The organism is Pigmentiphaga sp. CHJ604, from assembly GCF_036972535.1.
Taxonomy (GTDB): domain Bacteria; phylum Pseudomonadota; class Gammaproteobacteria; order Burkholderiales; family Burkholderiaceae_B; genus Pigmentiphaga; species Pigmentiphaga daeguensis.
Genome location: NZ_CP136998.1, coordinates 5,245,186 through 5,262,372, shown reverse-complemented (window position 1 = coordinate 5,262,372; position 17,187 = coordinate 5,245,186). Strand labels below are relative to the sequence as shown.

Annotated in this window: 16 protein-coding genes; 12 read left to right on the top strand and 4 right to left on the bottom strand. The window is 67.4% G+C overall.

The window, feature by feature from the left end:
* Positions 1–93: 93 nt before the first annotated feature.
* Entirely contained in the window at positions 94–780 is a 687-nt protein-coding gene (locus R4823_RS25240) for an FCD domain-containing protein (RefSeq protein ID WP_087838570.1), read from the bottom strand.
* A 278-nt stretch (positions 781–1,058) separates the two neighbouring features.
* Between R4823_RS25240 and R4823_RS25235 the strand changes: the two genes are divergently transcribed.
* The 5 genes from R4823_RS25235 to R4823_RS25215 all read left to right on the top strand — a co-directional run bounded on the left by R4823_RS25235 (position 1,059) and on the right by R4823_RS25215 (position 6,148).
* Positions 1,059–2,036, top strand: a complete 978-nt coding sequence (locus R4823_RS25235; protein WP_087838569.1) for an NAD(P)-dependent oxidoreductase — start codon at positions 1,059–1,061, stop codon at positions 2,034–2,036.
* A 98-nt stretch (positions 2,037–2,134) separates the two neighbouring features.
* Positions 2,135–3,133 carry a TRAP transporter substrate-binding protein DctP gene (dctP, locus tag R4823_RS25230; protein ID WP_165963342.1) on the top strand — a complete coding sequence of 333 codons (999 nt, stop codon included), beginning with the start codon at positions 2,135–2,137 and terminating at the stop codon, positions 3,131–3,133.
* 42 nt (positions 3,134–3,175) lie between these two features.
* On the top strand, positions 3,176–3,661 hold the full coding sequence (locus R4823_RS25225; protein WP_158213437.1) for a TRAP transporter small permease subunit: 486 nt from the start codon (positions 3,176–3,178) through the stop codon (positions 3,659–3,661).
* A 7-nt stretch (positions 3,662–3,668) separates the two neighbouring features.
* Positions 3,669–4,964 carry a TRAP transporter large permease gene (locus R4823_RS25220; protein WP_087783041.1) on the top strand — a complete coding sequence of 432 codons (1,296 nt, stop codon included), beginning with the start codon at positions 3,669–3,671 and terminating at the stop codon, positions 4,962–4,964.
* A gap of 125 nt (positions 4,965–5,089) precedes the next feature.
* Complete coding sequence (locus tag R4823_RS25215; protein WP_338616538.1) at positions 5,090–6,148, top strand: porin; 1,059 nt, start codon at positions 5,090–5,092, stop codon at positions 6,146–6,148.
* A gap of 16 nt (positions 6,149–6,164) precedes the next feature.
* Here the strand turns inward: R4823_RS25215 and R4823_RS25210 are convergent, their stop codons facing one another.
* Positions 6,165–7,277 carry a mandelate racemase/muconate lactonizing enzyme family protein gene (locus R4823_RS25210; RefSeq protein ID WP_279815885.1) on the bottom strand — a complete coding sequence of 371 codons (1,113 nt, stop codon included), beginning with the start codon at positions 7,275–7,277 and terminating at the stop codon, positions 6,165–6,167.
* Between the two features lie 34 nt (positions 7,278–7,311).
* Positions 7,312–8,289 (bottom strand): tripartite tricarboxylate transporter substrate binding protein, encoded by a 978-nt coding sequence (locus tag R4823_RS25205; protein ID WP_087838564.1) that lies wholly within the window; start codon positions 8,287–8,289, stop codon positions 7,312–7,314.
* Positions 8,290–8,420: 131 nt separating this feature from the next.
* On the opposite strand from R4823_RS25205, the gene R4823_RS25200 reads away from it, so the two are divergent.
* Together R4823_RS25200 and R4823_RS25195 are read left to right on the top strand one after the other, a co-directional pair.
* Positions 8,421–9,350 carry a LysR family transcriptional regulator gene (locus tag R4823_RS25200; protein ID WP_087838563.1) on the top strand — a complete coding sequence of 310 codons (930 nt, stop codon included), beginning with the start codon at positions 8,421–8,423 and terminating at the stop codon, positions 9,348–9,350.
* 145 nt (positions 9,351–9,495) lie between these two features.
* Entirely contained in the window at positions 9,496–10,353 is an 858-nt protein-coding gene (locus R4823_RS25195; RefSeq protein ID WP_087838562.1) for a universal stress protein, read from the top strand.
* Positions 10,354–10,358: 5 nt separating this feature from the next.
* Here the strand turns inward: R4823_RS25195 and R4823_RS25190 are convergent, their stop codons facing one another.
* Positions 10,359–11,291, bottom strand: a complete 933-nt coding sequence (locus R4823_RS25190; protein ID WP_087838561.1) for an AraC family transcriptional regulator — start codon at positions 11,289–11,291, stop codon at positions 10,359–10,361.
* Between the two features lie 149 nt (positions 11,292–11,440).
* Here R4823_RS25190 and R4823_RS25185 point away from each other — a divergent pair, with 149 nt between their 5' ends.
* The 5 genes from R4823_RS25185 to R4823_RS25165 all read left to right on the top strand — a co-directional run bounded on the left by R4823_RS25185 (position 11,441) and on the right by R4823_RS25165 (position 17,186).
* On the top strand, positions 11,441–12,424 hold the full coding sequence (locus R4823_RS25185; RefSeq protein WP_087838560.1) for a tripartite tricarboxylate transporter substrate binding protein: 984 nt from the start codon (positions 11,441–11,443) through the stop codon (positions 12,422–12,424).
* Positions 12,425–12,428: 4 nt separating this feature from the next.
* Complete coding sequence (locus R4823_RS25180; protein WP_132980612.1) at positions 12,429–14,051, top strand: sulfatase-like hydrolase/transferase; 1,623 nt, start codon at positions 12,429–12,431, stop codon at positions 14,049–14,051.
* An 84-nt stretch (positions 14,052–14,135) separates the two neighbouring features.
* Positions 14,136–15,035, top strand: a complete 900-nt coding sequence (locus tag R4823_RS25175) for a LysR family transcriptional regulator (RefSeq protein ID WP_132980613.1) — start codon at positions 14,136–14,138, stop codon at positions 15,033–15,035.
* A 154-nt stretch (positions 15,036–15,189) separates the two neighbouring features.
* Positions 15,190–16,068: a TauD/TfdA family dioxygenase gene (locus R4823_RS25170; protein ID WP_165963344.1), complete on the top strand. Its 879-nt coding sequence runs from the start codon at positions 15,190–15,192 to the stop codon at positions 16,066–16,068.
* Positions 16,069–16,229: 161 nt separating this feature from the next.
* Positions 16,230–17,186, top strand: a complete 957-nt coding sequence (locus R4823_RS25165; RefSeq protein WP_165963345.1) for an ABC transporter substrate-binding protein — start codon at positions 16,230–16,232, stop codon at positions 17,184–17,186.
* Position 17,187 lies beyond the last annotated feature (1 nt).

The following is a 17,187-nucleotide window of genomic DNA, read 5'->3' as shown; positions in this document are numbered from 1 at the left end:
CTGTTCTAGTCAGGCCATCATAGGAAGCGGCCTCGCGGCCGGGTTGAAAATCAGGAACGGAAATGGTTCCCGGATTTCATGCCGGTACGGCGGTCAGTGATCCGAGGCGAAACGCTCGGCCAGGACCTCGGTCGTGCGCATCAGGTGCAGCTTGAGCAGCGCCACGGCCTTGGAGGCCTGTCCCGACAGCGCGGCCTTCATGATGGCCTCGTGCTCGCTGATCACGTCCTGCGCCAGTTGGCGCTGCGACAACGGATGGACCAGGCGGATGCGCCGATAGCGCTCGGAATGGTTGACCAGTTGCTCGTTGATCCGCAGCAGCCATTTGGACCTGGCCGCCGACAGCAGCGCCCGGTGGAATTCGCGGTGCGCGGCTTCCCAGTAGTCGGCGCCATCGTGTTCGGACGGACTGTTGGGCAAGGGCGCCTTCGAAAGCTTGTACCAGGCGGAGGTGACGGCGGCTCCCCAGTTGTCGTCGCCATGGGCGATGGCGTCCTCGAACAGCATGCTTTCGATGGCGATGCGCGCCGACATGAGGTCGTCCAGGTCCGCCCGCGACAGCGGCGCCACGCGGAAGCCGCGCTGGCCTTCGTTGTTGACCAGGCCTTCGCCCGACAGCTGCAGCAAGGCCTCGCGGATGGGACTCAGGCCCAGATCGTAGCGCTTCTGGAGATCGGCCAGCTTGAGCTTTTCTCCCGGAGCCAGCTCGCCGGAAATGATGTCGGTACGCATGCGCTCGTGGGCGACTTCCGAGATCGTACGCTTGGGTGCCTGGGCCATGGTGTCTGGAGATTTGCCTGGAGAGGGCGCGCCGTTTCCTGCCTGGCCGCGCCGTTGGGTATGACGGAAATTATAAATTCTTTCATTCCCGGGCCGAAGTCCATTGCTTCGATTCGCTGGCGAAACACGCCAGATTCCTCGTGCCGCAAGCCTTGCAGCGCTTGCGGGACCCTTAGGGGATTTCCCTTTAAAATGTAAATTAATAAGGAATTTATATTTAATGCAAAAAATTCGATGGATAGAATGCGCCGCATAAGCAATATCCAACGGCGAATTCCATGGCCATCCTGATTACCGGCGCGGGACTGATCGGCTGCCATACCGCCCGTCTGCTGGCGGAGCGGGGCGAACGGGTCGTGCTCTACGACGCCTGCCCCATTCCCGGCGCGATTGCCTCCATCGTGGACGATTCGCGGGCCTCGGTCGTAACCGGCGATGTGACCGACCTGGATCATCTGGCGCGCGTGGCCGAGCAGGAAGGCGTCGACCGGGTCGTGCATACCGCCGCCCTGCTGTCCAATGCCATCCGCCGATCGCCGCTCGACGGTATCCGCGTCAACGTGATGGGGACCGCCAACATCCTCGAGCTTGCCCGTCGTCTGGCGTTCAAGCGCGTCGTGCTGGCCAGCTCCACCACCGTCCACTACCCGGCGTTCGGCGATTTCGCCGGTCCGGCCTTCCCCGAGGACTACCCCATGCGCATGCTCGCTCATCGGCCGGCGTCGATCTATGCGGGCACCAAGGTCGCCGCCGAATACTTCGGCCTGCTGTACCGCGATCTCCATGCGCTGGACGTGGTCGCGTTGCGCTATGCCGCCGTGCTGGGCGGATGGTCCGGTCCGGGCACCTCGGTGCCCGGCAAGCTGCTGGCCACCTTGCTCGAAGCGGCCCGTGCCGGCCGCGAGGCGGTGATCGACGATCCGCTGCTGGTCTGGGAGGGGGGCGATGAATTCGTCGATGCCCGCGATTGCGCCCGGGCCAACGTCGCCGCGCTCGATGCGCGCGAGCCGGCACAGGGCGTCTACACCATAGGCAGCGGCGCGCTGCATCGCTTCGATGACTTCGTCGATGCGGTCCGCGCGGCGCACCCCGGGCTGCGCGTGCGGTTGGCGGTCACGCCCAAGGGCGGATTCGCCGGTTTTCCGCACATACGCCATACGCCTTCGGACATCTCCGCCGCGCGCCGCGAACTGGGTTGGGCACCCAGCCATGCGCTGGCCGATTCCGTGCGGCACTTCTTCGAACACATGCCCTAGTACGGCTGCCGTCGGCCGCGCCGACCTCGCATTCAGGCGTCCCGCGCCCCGTCGAAGGGGCGAGGCCCCTTTTACCCAACTCCAGAGGAATCATGACCATGGACAAGAGGACCTTCACCAAGATCGCCGGCGCGCTGGGCCTTGCGGCGGCGCTGGCGCCGGCGCTCGCGCTGGCCGCCGATCCCATCAAGCTGCGCGTGTCGTCGGCGGCGGCCGACACTGACTGGCTCTCGGGCGGCCTGCGCGTGTTCAAGGAACAGCTCGAGAAACTGGCCCCGGGCAAGTTCGCGGTCGAGGTCTACACCGGCAGCTCGCTGTTTCGCCAGGGAACGGAGGTACCCGCCCTGCAGCGCGGCAACCTCGAGATGAGCACGATGACCACGTTCGAGGTCGAACAGCAGATTCCCGAGTTCTCAGTGTTCTCGTCGGGCTACCTCTTCCGTGACTACGCGCATGCCCGCAAGGTGTTCGACAGCGACATCGGCAAGGCCTACTTCGCCGAGGTGGCCAGGAAGATGGAGCTGCAGATCATCGAGCCCATGTACCTGGGCACGCGCCAGGTCAACCTGCGCGACGGCCGCGCCGTGAAGACGCCGGCCGACCTGTCCGGCATCAAGCTGCGCGTGCCGGGCGGCCCCGGCTGGGTCGCGCTCGGCAAGGGCCTGGGCGTCACGCCCACTCCCATGGCGGTGTCCGAGGTCTACCTGGCCTTGAAGACCGGCGCCATCGATGGCCAGGAAAATCCGCTGCCCATCACCAAGGCGAACAACTTCCAGGAAGTCACCAAGACCATCGTGCTGACCAGCCACCTGGTGCAGCCGGTGTTCCTGACCATGGCCAAGAAGAAGTGGGACCAGATCGACGCCGCCGGCCAGCAGGCCGTACGCCAGGCCGCCCGCCTGGCCGCCGACTACAACGATCAGGGCCGCATCAAGGAAGAAGCCGAGATCGTGGATTTCTTCAAGAGCAAGGGCCTGACGATACAGACGCCGGACCTGGCTGCTTTCCGCGCGAGCGTCGACAAGGAGTACGCGCAGGCGGGCATTGCCGCCAAGTGGCCCAAGGGACTGAAGGAAAAAATCGAAGCGGTGAGGTAGGCAGCCATGTACCGGAAAGGGTTCGTTCGCCTGCAGCGAGGCATGGAAGCGCTGTGTACGCTGGCCTTCGTGGCGATCTTCGGGATTTCGCTCCTGGGCATCGTGATGCGCTACGTGTTCTCCATGCCGCTGGTCTGGACGGACGAGCTGGCGATGGTGCTGCTGCTGTGGGTCGTGCTGTTGACCGACGGCCTGCTGCTGTCCGATCGCGAGCAGGTTCGGTTCGACGTGGTCTACGACCTGTGCGGACCGCGCGGCCGGCGAGGCATAGGGCTGCTGGCGTCACTGGCCATCGGCGTGACCTTCCTCGCCTCCCTGCCCACCATCTACGACTACGTCGCCTTCCTGTGGCGCGAGCGTACCTCGGTGCTCGATTGGCGCCTCGATGCGGTGTTCAGCTGCTTCGTCGTCTATTGGGTGGCCGTCATCGTGCGTGCCGTCATCCAGTTCTGGCAGCTGTTGCGGCCGGACTGGCGCGAGCGCGTTGCTGACGACGCGCCTGAAGAAAACTCCAACATCCTCGGCTGATCGTTCCATGAGCACCGCATTTCTGGCACTGTGCGCCGTCGTCGTCCTGGGCGCCGTGCTGCGCTTCCCGGTCGTGCTGATCATGTTCTGTTCCGGCGTGCTCTACCTGTGGGTGAGCGGGCAGGACCTCGGCATCATCGTCGACCAGACCCTGAATTCGTCGTTCGAGATGACCGTATTGATTGCCGTGCCCATGTTCATCCTGGCCGGCAACGTGATGAACGCCGCCACCATCAGCGAGCGGCTCTGGGGCGCGGCCGACGCTCTGGTGGGCCGCTTTCGCGGCGGCATGGGCCACGTCACCATCCTGATGAACCTGGTCATGTCCAGCCTGTCGGGCAGCGCGGTGAGCGAGGCCGCCGGCGCCGGGATGGTCGCCACGCGCATGATGCGCAAGGTCGGGAATTATCCCGGCGGCCTGTCGGTGGCGATCACCGCGGCCGCGTCCTGCCTCGCCCCCATGGTGCCGCCGTCGATTCCGATGGTGATCTATGCGCTGATCAGCGGCGCCTCGATCGGCGCGCTGTTCATGGCGGGCATCGTGCCGGCGCTGATCATGACCGTCGCGCTGATGGCCATGATCGTGTGGATGGCGCGCCGCCACGACCTGCCGCGCGGCCGCGCGGTGCCGTTGTCCGAACTGCCTGGCGTGCTGGCGCGCACCGCGGTGCCCATGACGCTGCCGGTTATCCTGCTGGGGGGCATCTGGACCGGTATTTTCACGCCCACCGAATCCGCCACGGTCGCGGCCTTCTGGGCCATGGTGCTGGGCGTGCTGGTCTACCGCAACGTCGGCCTGCGCGGCCTGGCCGCCGTATTCGTGCAATCCATGCGCCAGTCGGCGGCGGTGATGCTGCTGATCTTCAGCTCCTTCATCGTCAACTACGCCTTCACCTCGGAAGGGCTGAGTCAGTCGCTGGCGGGCTACGTCATGGGCCTGGACCTGTCGCCCGTGATGTTCCTGCTGCTGGTCAACCTCATGTTCCTGGTGCTGGGTACGGTGCTCGACGGCGCCGTCATGCTGCTGGTGCTAGTGCCGGTGCTGCTGCCCGCGGTCCATGCCTTGGGAATCGACCTGGTGCATTTCGGCGTGGTCGCGACGCTGAACTTCATGATCGCGATCATCTCGCCGCCCTACGGATTGATCCTGTTCGTGCTGTCGGCGCTATCGGGCGTTCCCATCGGACAGATCAACCGCGCGATATGGCCGTTCTGCTTCCTGTTGGTCGGCGTCCTGCTGCTGCTGGTGCTGTTCCCGGGACTGTCGCTGTGGCTGCCCAGGATGTTCGGCTACGGAGCCTGACCGCGCCATGTGATCCACGGCGGGACGCGGGCTTCCGCGGCTCGCCCCCCACGGTTTGCCGGCCGCCACCCACGCCTGGCCGGCAACGCCTCTCTTCCAGCCCTGTGCTCATAGAAGGAAATGTCATGAAGCTTCGCACCCGACTTCTGCCTGCTCTCCTGGCGACCTGCGCCAGCGCGCCCCTGTTCGCCCAGACCTCCAACGTCACCTTGTTCGGGATCGTAGACATGGGCTTCTTGCACGACAGCGGCAATGCCGCCGGCACCAACAACAAGCTCAACTCCGGCATCATGTCCGGCTCGCGCTTCGGCCTGATGGGCAGCGAAGACCTGGGCGGGGGCAACAAGGCCATCTTCATGCTGGAAGGCGGCGTCAACGTCGATAACGGCAGTTCGGCCCAGGGCGGCACGCTGTTCGGCCGCCAGGCCTGGGTCGGGCTCGAAGGCAGCCTGGGCCGCCTCACGCTGGGCCGCCAGTACACGACCGTGGCCATGGCGCAGGTCGAGTTCGATCCCTTCTCGACCGGCATGACCGGCACCTCGGCCAGCCTGATCTCGGCCGGCGGCCAGGGCGGAAGCAATCGCGCCAACAATGTCGCCAAGTACTACCTGGGCCACGCCTCGGGTTTCAATGGCGAGCTGTCATATGCCCCGGGCGAGGTCGCAGGTTCCAGCAGCACGAACTCGCAACTGGGCGCCTCGGTGGGCTACACCAGGGGCCCGTTCGGCATGAAGATCGCCTACGCCAAGGCCAACGATGCCGTCGCCCCGGGCAAGGACGCCAAGATGACCTTCATCGGCGCCAAGTACGACTTCGGCGTGGCCACCGCCTTCGTCAACTACGTCATCAACCGCGGATCCATCGTGCCCGGCACGGTCAACGACAAATCCGAGGACCTGCTGCTGGGCGCGCGCATTCCCGCCGGCGCGCGCGGCCGCGTCATCGTCTCGTTCATCAACAAGAACGACCGCACCGCCGACAACCATGACGCGCGCCTGTACGCCATCGGCTACGTATACGATCTGTCCAAGCGCACCAGCCTGTACACGTCCTACACCTACATCGACAACAAGGCGTCCAACACCTCGCCCACCGGCTTCTACAAGGTGTGGAACGCCAACGACGTGGGCAATGCGCTGGCCGGCAACCAGGCGTTCGCGATCGGTATCAACCACCGGTTCTGAGCCGGCTCGTCCGCCTTCAATCCGTCCGGTACCGCTCGATGAAGTCCGGATCGAAATCCACGCCCCAGCCCGGCCCCTGGGGCAGCATGTAGTGCCCGTTCGCTATCGCGCCGCGTCCGATCAGCATCTGGTGGAAGATCGGGTCCCGGTCGGGATGGTGGGTTTCGACATAGGTGCCGTTCTCCACCGCGGCCAGCAGGTGCGAGCCCACCATGGGCTCGCCGTGGTGGCCCATCTGCACGCCGAAGCAGGCCGCCATGCGCGCCACCCGCAGCCAGGCGGTGGGGCCGCCGCCCCAGCTCGCGTCCAGGTTGCAGACATCGATGGCGGCGTCCAGCATCAGGTCGCGGCAGTCCTGGGTGGTGATCTCCGACTGGCCGGCGGCGATGGGCATGCCCGTCTGCGCGCGCAGCAGCGCCAGGTCGCGCCGGTCGTCGTCCCAGTGGCAGGGCTCCTCGAACCAGCGCAGGCCCAGGTCGGCCGCCTGCCGGCAGAAGGCCAGGGCCTGGGTGCGGCTCCAGGCACGGTTGGCATCGGCGAACAGCACGAAATCGTCGCCGCCCGCGCGCCGCGCGGCGCGGGTGCGCGCCAGGTCTTCCTCGACTTCGCGCCCGCCCACCTTGAACTTGCAGCCGGCCAGGCCCAGCGCGCGGTATTCCTCCATCTCGGCGCCGTAGTCCTGCGGCGCGTAGCCCTCGCGGTACTGGCCGCCGATGGCGACGATGGGCAGCGCGTGGCGCGCGCCGCCCCACAATTGGTAGAGGGGCAGTCCGGCGCGCTTGCCGAGCAGGTCCCACAACGCGCTGTCCACGCAGGCCACGGCGCGCACGGCAGCCCATTTGTCGCGGCCGCCGCGATGGGTGGACGTCCACATGCGCGACCACAGGGTTTCGATGGCGGTGGGGTCCTGGCCGATCAGCAGCGGGGCCAGTTCCCGGTCGACGATCTCGCGCGCCTGGCGATGGACGTCGAAGTTGCCTTCGCCGTTCACGCAATGGCCGACCAGGCCCTGGTCGGTATGGATGCGGGTGACGATGGCGTTCTTGCGGGGCACGCTGTAGACGCTGCCGCCATAGTCGCGATTGAGCGCGATGGTCAGCAGGATGGTTTCGACGCGGACGATTTTCATGCGGGGTTCCTGCGTGGGGCGGCGGGGGCCGCGGTCATTGCTTGGGGATGCCGGCGTGTTCGACCAGTTCGATGTAGGTGCGGGCCTCGGTCGGGATCATCTGCGCGAGCTGCTCGCCGTCCAGGACCTGGGCCTCGCCGAAGGTCTCGGTCAGCTTGGCGACGTTGTCCGGCGCCGCCATGACGGACTTCGCCGTCTGGCGCAGCGTGCGCAGCACGTCGGCGGGCGTGCCGGCCGGCGCGAACAGGCTGATCCAGTTGACGACCTCGACGCCGGACACGCCGGCCTCGGCGGCGGTGGGCACGTCGGGCAGCTTGCTGTCGCGCCGCGATCGCAGGATGGCCAGCGGCCGGACCTTGCCGGCCTCGATGTTGCGGAGCTGGTTGGTGAGCGAGTCGAACATGACCTGCACGTGCCCGCCGGCCAGGTCGGTGGCGGCGGGAGCGCCGCCCCGGTAGGGGACGTGGACCATCTTGGTGCCGGTACGGGCCTGGAACAGCTCGCCGCCGAAATGCTGGACGGTGCCTATGCCCGACGAGGCGTACGACAGCTTGCCGGGGTTGGCCTTGGCGTAGGCTACGAGTTCGGCCAGCGTGCGGACCGGAAGCTGGCTGTTGACCACCACGACCTGTCCGGGCGTGACGATGCCCCAGACGGGAGCGAGATCCTTGACCGGGTCGTAGGGCAGCTTCTCGTACAGCGCGGCGGCGAAGGAAATGGGCGACGCCGTGGTGACCAGCAGCGTATGGCCATCGGGCGCCGCCTTGGCGACGTAGTTGGCGCCCACGGTGCCGCCGGCGCCCGAGCGGCTTTCGACGACGACGTATTTGCCCCAGGCCTGTTCCAGGTTCTGCGCGACCAGGCGGCCGACGTACTCGACCGGCGAGCCGGGCGGGAAGGGATTGACGATGTGCACGCCCTTGGACGGAAAGTCGGGCCGGGACTGGGCCTGGGGCGCGCCGCAGGCCAGCAGCGCCGCGAGGGCCAGCGCGGGGGCCAGCAAACGTTTCATGGATGCCTCCTGTTGTCATGGGCGCCGCGAGGCGGCGCCTTGGAAGCCAGGCAGTATCATCGTCGGGGGCGGTCCGGGGCAACGGGCCGGTACCCTATATGAGATATAGGTAATGGCCTATCGGAGGACGCATGATCAGCCTGTCTCCGCGCGGACTCGAGGTGCTGGTGGCGGTGGCCGAGACCGGCAGCTTCGCCGGTGCCGCCCGGCAACTGGACATCGCCCAGCCGTCGGTCAGCCAGCACATCCAGATCCTGGAGCGCAGGGCGGGAACAGTCCTGTTCCTGCGCCAGCGCGGCCGGCGCGCCACGCTGACCGAGGCGGGCGAGCGCGTGCTGGCGCATGCCCGCGCGGTGCTGGACGACGCGGCGCGGCTGTCCGAGGACCTGGGCGGCGGCCGGGGGGCCGGAGAACGGCGCATCGCCTTCGCCTGCCAGCGGCCGGTGGCCAATTCGGTGCTGCCGCCGGCGCTGGCCGGCTTCGCCCGGGAGCATCCCGAGTACGAGCTGGCCATGGTGGCCGGCACGCTGGACGAAGTCCTGGCGCAGTTGCGCGACGGCACCGCCGACCTGGCCTGTTTCCTGAGCCGGTGGCCGCAGGAGGGCGTGGCCGGCCGGGCCATCGGCGTCGAGCGTTTCGCCCTGGTTGCCGCACCCTCGCATCCCCTGGCCGGACGCGCCGCCGTGCCGCCGCGGGAGTTGGCCCGGCACAAGTTCGTGCGGGCCGCGCACCGTTCGGGTTTCTCGATCCACATGGCCGACATGCTGCGCGCCGCGGGCATCGCCGGCACGCCGGTGGCCTCGCGCGCCACCGAGTCCGGGATGGTGCGGGAACTGACGGCGGCGGGAGTGGGCATCTGGTGCGTGCTGGCGAAGACGGTCCGGCAGGACGTGGAATCCGGCCTCCTGGCCGAGCTGTCGCCTGGCGGGCCGCCCATGACCATGGGTTTGTGGCTGGCCCATGACGAGCGGCGGCCGTTGTCGGCGGCGGCGCGGCGCCTGGCGGACTACATCGAGGCCTGTTCCACGGCCGAGCGCGAGGCCCCTCGCGCGTCATCGTGATTGGCAGGGTCGCCTTCCGTTGGTATCGTAGGTCCGACGGGGACGCTGCGCGATCCGCGGTCTTCCCGTCCCGCCTCCGGATCCTCGCCCGCCCAACGGGCCGCAACACGCGCGCCGCCGCGTCCGCCACACCAGGGAGATCAGCATGGAAGGACCCTCCACCGAAAACCTGCGTTGCATCCTGCTTGCCACCGACCTGAGCGCGCGCTGCGACCGCGCCCAGGACCGGGCCGTGCAACTGGCCCGCGAGCACGGCGCCAAGCTGATCGCGGTGTGCGTGAACGAGACGTCGCTGGGCGACGTGCTGACCGCCCGCCGCAGCCAGGTGGCCGACCGCAACGCCGCCGAGCGGCGCTTCCGGGCCGGCCTGGGCAGCGTCGACGTCCAGGCCGAACTGGTGCTGGAAACGGGGCATGCGGTCGAGGTCATCCGCAAGACGGCCGAGGCACGCCATTGCGACCTCATCGTCACCGGGGTGGCCCGCGACGAGACCCTGGGCCGCCTGCTGCTGGGCACCACGGTCGAGAAGCTGGCGCGCGAGGCCGCCCAGCCCATCCTGGTGGTGCGCGAACGCCCGCATCACGACTATCGCGATTTCGTCGCCGCCGTCGATTTCTCCGAGGGGTCGCGCCAGGCGCTGCAAGCGGCCCTGACGCTGTTCCCGGATGCGCGCCCGCTGTTGTTCCACGCCTTCTCCGCCCATAACGCCCATGCCGAGGCGGCCGTGGTGGAGCAGGCAAGGGCGAAGGCCGACAACGAAGTGACCGAGTTCATGAAACGGAACGCGGCGCTGTTGAACCGGCCCGACATCGAATGGAAGATCGAGCACGGCCTGCCGGAAGACGTGTTGCCCGACTACGTGGCGCGCCATCCCTCCGAGCTGCTGGTGGTCGGCACGCACGGCCGCACGGGAATACTGCGCACGGCCATCGGCAGCGTGGCGGAACAATTGATCCAGCACACGCCCTGCGACGTGCTGATCGTCCGCCAGCGGCAGCCCTGATTGGCTCAGCCCGCGCGCCGCCCGTATTCCCCGGGGGGCACGCCAGCCCAGCGCCGGAAGGCGCGGGCGAATATCTTTTCCGAGCCGTAGCCGACCAGTTCGGCCACGTCGGCCAGGCGTACCGATCCCAGCCGCAGTCGTTCGGCGGCCCGCTCCATGCGGCGCGCCGTCAGGTAGGAGATCGGCGATACGCCCACCAGTTCGCGGAAGCGCGCGCTGAAGCGTGATCGCGACATGCAGACCTCGTCGGCCAGCGAGGGCAGGGTCCAGGGTTTCTCGGGCCAGCGGTGCATCAGCATGATCGCCTGCGCGATCTTGGGGTCGGCCAGGCCGCGCAGCCAGTTCGGCTCGGTATCGCGGTGCCGCAGCAGGTAGGCGCGCAGCACGTGCACCATCAGCAGGTCTCCCATGCGCGCGGCCGACAGTTTCCAGCCCGGCTCGCGGTTCAGGCTTTCCTCGATGAACAGCCGCATGGTGGGCGCCAGGCACGAGGCCAGGTTCACGTCGTCCTCGCGCAGGTGGATCAGGCCGGGCAGGAAGCGCAGCACGGTGTTCTGCCCGACGGGGCCGTAGTCGACGATGGTGGTGAAGAGTTCGGTGGGCGTGCCGCCTTCGCCGTGGGTGAACACCAGCGGCTTTTCCCCGCGCTCGCGCATGCCGTGCGCCGCCAGCACCTCGGCGAAGGGAACGGGCGCGAGTCCCGGCTCGGACGAGATGATGTGCCGGCCGCCGCGGGGCAGCACGACGAGGTCGCCCGCCGGCACCCGCACGGGCGCCATGCCTTCGGGCTGTATCCAGTAGGGCGCGCCCCGGGCGATGCGGAACATCGCGCCCTGCAGGCCGGTGGATTCCAGCGACCACGGGGCATGCAGGGTGAAGCGGCCGGTCGTGGCGCTGTCGGCCCGGCAGCCGGACAGGACCTCGCTCAATACATCCACTTCTTCCTCCGTCGATCGCGCAGCGTCGATTTTATCGGCAGGCGGGACGAATTGCGCCCTAATGAGGCGTTATTGGGGTGGAGGCCGGCCGATTTTCAGGGAAGAATCTGCCCTTCTTCGCGTTCGCCTCGTATCCGATAGGTGCCCCTATGTACGCATTGCTCCGCAAATTCGCCCTGGCCCTGGGCTGTCTGCCGCTTGCCGCGCTGACCGCGCATGCGCAAGGGAACGATTTCCCCTCCAAGCCCATCACCATCATCGTCGGCTATCCCGCCGGCGGCGGGCCGGACATCGGCGCGCGCATGCTGGGCGAGAAGCTGGCCGCACGCCTGCACCAGTCCGTCATCGTCGAGAACCGCCCGGGCGTCAGCGGCATGATGGGGGCGTCCGCCGTCGCGCGTGCGCCGGCCGATGGCTATACCCTGCTGTTCGCGCCCAACACTTTCCTGATCGCTCCCCACGTGCTGCCCAAGGGCGCGAACGTGAACCTGGACGTGCTGAACGACTTCGTGCCCATCGTCGCGCCGTCCAAAGGCGCGATGATGATGGTCGCCCATCCGTCGCTGGGCGTGAAGAACGCCAAGGAGCTGGTCGCGCTGCTGAAGAAGCAGCCGGGGCTGGCCTACGCCACGCCTGGCAGCGGTTCGCCCATGCACATCGCCGGCGAACTGTTCAAGAAGTCGGCCGGCGTGGACATGCTGCACGTGCCCTACAAGGGCGTGGCGCCGGCGATCGCCGACGTGCTGGGCGGCCACGTGAAGATCACCTACGCCAGCATCGGCGTGGTGGCACAGCACATCGCCGCCGGCCGCCTGGTGGCCCTGGGCATGGCCGAGAAAGAGCGTTCGCCGCTGATGCCCGACCTGCCCACGCTGGCCGAGCAGGGCTACCCCAACACCGCGACCGGCGCCTGGTACGGCGTGTTCGCGCCCAAGGGCACGCCGCCCGCCGTGGTCGAGAAGCTGAACCAGGAGTTCAACACCGTGCTGCGCCAGCCGGACACCGCCGCCAAGCTCAAGCAGCAGTGGGAAGTGCCGCTGGGCGGCTCGTCCGAGGATCTCGCCCGCATGGCCAGGGCCGAGTACGAGAGCTACGGCAAGATCGTCAAGGAATTCAACATCTCGGCCGATTGATCGCATGGATCCACGCGCTTCCAAGCGGCCCAACATCCTGCTGGTCATGACCGACCAGCAGCGGGCCGATCACCTGGGCTGCTACGGCAATCCCATCCTGCGCACGCCGCACCTGGACGCACTGGCGCGCGACGGGGTGCGGGCCTCGCAGTTCTACGTGGCCAGCCCCACCTGCATGTCCAACCGGGCTACGCTGATGACCGGACGCATGCCCTCGCTGCACGGTGTGCTGCACAACGGCATCCCGCTGTCGCGCGAGGACGTCACCTTCGTCGAGCTGCTGCGCGACGCGGGCTACGCCACGGCGCTGATCGGCAAGTCGCACCTGCAGAACTTCGGCTACAACAATCCGCCCATCCGCGGCTGGGAAAACCTGAACGGCGGCACGCCGCCTTCCGAGGCGATGAAGGATGCGCACCGGCATCACCGTCGCGGCCGCGAGTACGACAACGAGTGGACGCCGTACTGGAAGGCCGATCCGTCCTTCCATGTACAGACGCCGTTCTACGGCTTCGACGACGTGCGCCTGTGCACCTTGCACGGCGACCGCGTGCAAGGCGACTACGCGCGCTGGCTGGCCGAGCGGCATCCCGATCCGGACAGCCTGCGCGGCCGCGAGAACGCCATTCCCGACGACCGCTACGATTCGCCGCAGGCCTGGCGCACGCGCATGCCGGTGGAACTGTATCCCTCGACTTACGTGGCCGAGCAGACCTGCGAGTGGCTGGCCCGGCACGCGCGACGGGACGATGACGCGCCGTTCTTCATCCAGTGCTCGTTTCCCGATCCGCACCACCCGTTCACGCCTCCCGGCAAGTACTGGGACATGTACGACCCGGCCGGCATCCCGCTGCCGCCGTCCTTTCACCAGGAGAACATGCCGGCGCTGCTGCGGGCCGTGCACGAGCGCACTCGCGCGGGCGCCTCGCGCGAGGCCTACGTGCCGTTCGCCCTGAACGAGCGCGAGTGCCGCGAGGTGACCGCGCTGACCTACGGCTCGATCAGCCTGGTGGACGATTCCGTCGGCCGGGTGCTGGCCAAGCTGGACGAGCTGGGACTGCGCGAGGACACCGTGGTCATCTTTACCTCCGACCACGGCGAGATGATGGGCGACCACGGCATCGCGCTCAAGGGCGTCATGCACTATCGCAGCGTGACCCAGGTCCCGTTCATCTGGCACGACCCGCAACTGCCCGGACCCAGGCGCGGCGCGGTGGTGGACGACGTGGCGGGCACGATAGACATCGCGCAGACCATCCTGGCGCGCGCGGGCCTGGCGCCCTTCAACGGCATCCAGGGCGCGAACCTGCTGCCGGCCATCCGCGGCGAGGCCGCGTCGGTCCCCGAACGCGCCGGCATCGTGGTCGAAAGCGAGCCTTTGCAATACGCGTTCGGGCGGCCCCGCCGCTTCAAGGTGCGTACGCTGTTCGACGGCCGCTACCGGCTGACGCTGTCGGACGACCCAGAGGTGTGCGAGTTCTACGACCTGGAAGCCGACCCGCACGAGGTCGAGGACCTGTGGAACGAACCGTCGGCCCGAGGCCAGCGGGATCGCCTCGTGGCCGCGCTGGCGGTGGAGATGATCCGCCTGTCGGAAAGCTCGCCCCTGCCCAGCGCGCAGGCCTGACGGCTCGCCGCGGCCGGCGCGCCACGGTAAAGTCGGGGGCATCCTGGCGCGCCGCGCGCCGCCCCCGATCGAAGGACGCCCCCCGTGCTACCCCGTGTTTTTGTCTATGTCGATGCCATTGCGCGCGCCGGATCGCTGCGCAAGGCGGCCGAGCAGGTCCACGTGGCCGCGTCAGCGTTGAATCGGCAATTACTGGATCTGGAACAGGAGTTGGGCGTCGAGCTGTTCGAGCGTCTGCCGCGTGGAATGCGAGCTACCGCCGCAGGCGAGCTGCTGCTGGCCCACATCCGCAAGCAGGAGCGCGAGTTTGAATTGTTGCGCTTCCAGTTCGACAGCTTGCGTGGGTTGCGGCGCGGCCACATCCGCATCACGTCGCACGAGACCGCTACCCGGGAACTGCTGTCGCGGGCTATCTCCGCCTTCCGCGATGAATATCCCGGCGTATCGTTCACTGTCAACATGGGGACGACGGCGCGTACCTTCGACGAGCTGCAGGACGATACGGTCGAACTCGGCCTGTTGTTCAATCCGCCTCCCAACGCCTTGCTGACCCGGCTGGTAGAGGTCAGGACACCGCTGCATGCCGTCATGGCGCCTGGTCATCCGCTCGCGCGCCGCAAGACGCTGCACTTGAGCGATTGCCTGGCCCATCCGTTGGCTCTCACCAACTCCGCGCTGGCTGGCGGGCGCAACCTGATCGAAAGCTTGGCGCGCCAATCGGGCCACGTGGTCAACCCGGCGTTGCAAACGGACAGTTTCGAGTTGATGGGACAGTTCGCGCGTCAGTCCGGCGGCGTTTTTTTTCAGTTGGCGGTTGGCGTGGCGGCCGAGGTGGAGCGCGGCGAGCTGGTTGCCATCGCGCTGGCCGATCCGCCCCTGGCCAAGGGCCGACTGGTGCTGCTGGCGCGTCGCGGTCGCACCTTATCGGTGCCGACTTCGCGTTTCGTGCACTACCTGGCGGAGCACATGCACGCACTCGTGTAGGTGCGGCGACCGAAGGCGCCGAGCTTTGCCCGCGTGCGTCCAGGTGTACTGAAAAAGCGAACGCATCGCACTGAATTTGCTGATTTTCAGATTGCGCTTGCCTTCCTAGGATGATGGTTCGCCGATACCTCGGCCCATCCTGGGAGCTTGCGAAGTGAACACCATTGCATGGCATTACGAATCGGTTGCCGGCGCGCCGCTGGGAGCGGTCGCGCACGGTGTCGATCTGGCCAGCGCGGACGATGCGTTCTACGCCGATCTGCCCCGGCAATTGGCCCGCCACGGCGTGATCATTTTTCGTGATCAGCAATTGTCGCCCGCGGCGATCCAGGCCGCGGCCGCCAGGCTCGGCCCCCTGGAGCCGAGCGTGCTGGACCAGTTCTGCATGCCGGGCAATCCCTTCATCTACATTCTCTCGAACATCGTCGAAAACGGCCGGCCGATCGGTTCGTCGACCGATGGCTACGGCTGGCATACGGACCAGGCCTATTTCGCCAAACCGACTGCTTACACCTTTCTGTATGGCCTGGAGGTGCCGCCGGAAGGCGCGGCGACGGAGTTCGCCAATACCCGCCTGGCCTACGAAAGCCTGTCCGAGGCGCGGCGCGGCGAGCTCAAGGCACTGCGTGTCGAACATTCGTACATGAAGATGATCACCGATCGCGCCAGCAACCCCGTGTTCGCTGGCAAAGTGCCAGTCCCGACCGACGAGCAGCGGGCGCGGGCGCCGGACGTATCGCAGCCGCTGGTGCGCCGCCATCCGGTCGATGGTTCCCTGTCGCTCTATCCCGGCGGCCAGACGGTCAAATCCATAGAAGGTCTGGGCGACGAGGACGGCCTGTCGTTGGTACAGGAATTGCTTGCCTGGTGCACGGCGGAGCGTTTCCTCTATCGCCATGCCTGGCAGCCGCGCGACCTCGTCGTTTGGGACAACCGATGCACGCTTCATCGCGCCACGCCTTACGACAAGGAGCGTTACCGCCGGTTGATGTGGCGGGTCAGCATTACCGGCGAACGTCCATTGGGCCCCTGACCAAGCGGATGGGCGAGCGGGCGAGGATCTTTCGGCAGTCAACCATTTCGAGGGGCAGGGCTATGCTGGCAGGAACGACCGGCGCGGAACGCGCGGAAAGATGGAAAGGCGCTTGCGCGCACGTGGCGCGTCTGACGTTGCGGGGACTAGCGGCGTGGGGGATGGCGGTCATGCTGGCCGGACCGGCCGCCGCAGCGGACAAGGTGGTCGCGCAGATCGACTGGCTGCCTTCGGGCGACAAGGCGCCGTTCTACGTGGGCGTGCACGAGGGATTCTTCGCCGCCGAGGGATTGGAGGTGACCGTGCAGTCCGGGCGAGGGTCGTCCGATGCGCTCACCAAGGTCGCCACCGGAGCCGCCGATATCGCCAGTTCGGGACTGTCGGCGGTGCTGAGCGCGGCCGCCAAGGAGGCCATGCCCATGCGCGTCGTGTACTCGCTCTATACCGAGGCGCCCGATTCCTTCTTCGTCGTCAAGGGCAGCGGCATCAAGACACTGCAGGACCTCAAGGGCAGGCCGGTAGCCGCCACCGCGCTATCGGCCTCGCGCGTGCTCATGCCTGTCGTCCTTGAACGCAATGGCATCGCCATCGATCAGGTCAAGCTGCAACTGGTGGACGCCAATGTACTCATGCCCATGCTGGCGTCCGGCAAGGTCGATGCCATCTCCAGCTTCCGCACCCAGTCGCCGCTGGCCAATTCCCTGCTGCGCCCGCGTGGCAAGGAGGTCGAGGTGCTGCCGTGGTCGTCGTTCGGCCTGCAGACCTATGGGACGGTCCTGGTGGCGTCCAACAAGCTAATCGAGCAGCGGCCCGAGGTGCTCAGGCGTTTCCTGCGGGCTTTCCACAAGGCCGTGCTGTTTTCGCTCAAGGATCCGGCCGCGGCCGGCAAGGCGGTGCAGAAGGCATCGGCCGAAGTGGATCCGGCGATCGCCGCCGCCCAGTTCACGGCCTCCATGCCGCTGATCGACAATGCCATTAGCCGGCGCGACGGCATAGGCACGCTCGAACCCGGTCTGCTGAAGAAAAGCTGGGAGTGGGTGGCTGCCTCCGAGCACTATCCGGCCGGCAAGGTGGATCCCGAGAAGCTGGTTTATCGCGGCGCGCTTCCGGATCGTTGAG